A 1,991-nucleotide genomic window follows, 5' to 3' on the forward strand; every position below is an offset into this window, starting at 1 on the left:
AAAGAAAAATATACTAAAAATTTTTATTTTGTTTCTGCCTGTTTCCCGGAGTCAAACCCCCCATCAAACCCAGCGGATGGGTCTTTCCCTCCCCAACAACCGGAAGGGGGGTATTAGGAAAAAAAAAAAAAAACACACCAAAAAAAAACTCTTTCCCCCCCTCTCCCATATTTTTTTTTTCCCCCCCCCCCGCACCCGCCATAATTCTGTAGCACTACCCAATTGTTAAATCAGATCCGGCAGATCATCCTCTATCAAGCGCAGGCGGGGATAGTGGTAGGCTACAATAGTCAGCAAAATGTTAAAGGTTCCCAGGACAGTAAATAATAGACCAATGCCTCGACCCGGTCCGACACCTATTATTTGTCCGATACTGCTAGCTAGAGGACCGTTGACAGCCATTAAAGGCTCGAATACACGATCCGCTAGCGGACCTGCAATTAGATAAGCTACTGGTTGAGAAGACATTGCAATCATTTGTTTCGTGGCAAATACCCTTCCCTGCAATTCATGGGGAACTTTTTTCTGCCAGATGGCTTGACCACAACCGTAAATGATTGGCACACCTAAGAAGGCTAGAAAGGTAGCGACCGTGAAGAGTGGGGCGGAGGGGCGCAGCCCAGCAACTAAGATAGACAGTCCACCCAGTAGTTCAAAACCTAAAACGCTGTAGATGAGTCGCTGCGGTCCTCCACAAGTACTCATTACCAAAGTACCCACTAAAGCACCTGCGCCAACGATGGATAGGATAATACCGAGGCTGGCTGGGGAGGTAAACGACAGCACCAACGGCATAATTAACAAACCAAAGATTTCCCCTACAAAGTTGCTGGCTGCTTGATAAATCTCCAGCCCTAGCAATCCTGGTCTACTGGTGATGTACTTCCAGCCTATGGTAGCCTCGGAAAGCAAAGAATCTTTCTTGGCTTCTAGAGCAGGTGTGGTTTTAGTACTAGGGAACCGGACGAAAAGCAGGGTGATTAGGGAGAACAGGAAGGTGGCGAAATCGATCACAATGACACCCTGTAGATGAATGGTCACCAGCAGTGCACCTCCTAGCACAGGTGAGATGAGTCGTGCGCCAGCTTCTCCTAGCTCGACCATACCATTGGCACGAGCTAGATGCTGTTTGGGAACCAACAGGGGAATGGTAGCGCTATAGGCTGTCCCTTGGAAGGCGCTGAAGATGGAACCGACAGCGCCAGCGATATAGATATGCCAGACTTCAAGATGACCAATAGTGAGTAACAAGGCGATCGCCAAGATACTCAACCCAAGACCAGAGTCACTCATAATCATTATCCAGCGTCGGTTCCAACGGTCTACTAGGACACCACTGAAAGGTAACATCACAATATGCGGTAGCTGTGTACACAGAGCAGCGAGTGCAAACTGGGTGACTGAACCGGTACGTTGGTATACCCATACGTCCAAGGCGAAGCTAGTGAGACCGGAGCCAATTACGGAAACCATTTGTGCAATCCAGGTAATAACGAAGACTCGCATTCTTGCGTTTATACTATGTTTAGTCATGTCGTTTTCCTCAATTATTCGCCTGGGATTGCTCTAAGCAGACCCGCAACTGTTCAGCTAGAACCTGAACATGAGGTTTGCTAACTATAGATTGGTGATTGCCAGGAACTGAGTGAATTTCTACTCCTTCATGTGCTAACTTTTCCCAGCCCAGGGTTGGCTCTTCGACTTTCTCCTCGCTGGCTACAAACAGGGTAACCTTACCTGGATAAGGTTGGGGAATGTAACTACATCCAGCCCGGAAATGGCTATTGAAAAGCTCTATTAGACCCCGTGCTTCAGCTACCCCAAAATCTAATGATATCAAGTTGGCAGACCTTGCATATTCTATGACATGGCGTAGCTGCTCGTCTGGTTCAAGTTGCTGGATGCGTTGGAGTAAAATGGAGTTATCCTGAACAGGTTTATCCATTGTCAGTAAATTCAACAAGAAAACCCCATCCTCTTGTAACTCTTCC

2 protein-coding genes are annotated in these 1,991 nt (G+C 47.4%); both read right to left on the reverse strand.

All coding sequences use genetic code 11. The annotated features are described in order from the left end of the window. Positions 1 to 225 precede the first annotated feature (225 nt). On the reverse strand, positions 226 to 1,533 hold the full coding sequence (locus G4P69_RS33825) for an MFS transporter (protein WP_208354227.1): 1,308 nt from the start codon (positions 1,531 to 1,533) through the stop codon (positions 226 to 228). 10 nt (positions 1,534 to 1,543) lie between these two features. Further along, a partial coding sequence (locus tag G4P69_RS33830; protein WP_452039081.1) for a thioesterase domain-containing protein occupies positions 1,544 to 1,991 on the reverse strand: 448 nt, incomplete at its 5' end.

Origin of the sequence: Aetokthonos hydrillicola CCALA 1050 (genome assembly GCF_017591665.1) — a bacterium.
Taxonomy (GTDB): Bacteria; Cyanobacteriota; Cyanobacteriia; order Cyanobacteriales; family Nostocaceae; genus Aetokthonos; species Aetokthonos hydrillicola.

Coding starts and splice junctions, on each gene's coding strand:
- G4P69_RS33825 (WP_208354227.1), bottom strand. CDS start 1,533: ATGACTAAACATAGTATAAACGCAAGAATGCGAGTCTTCGTTATTACC.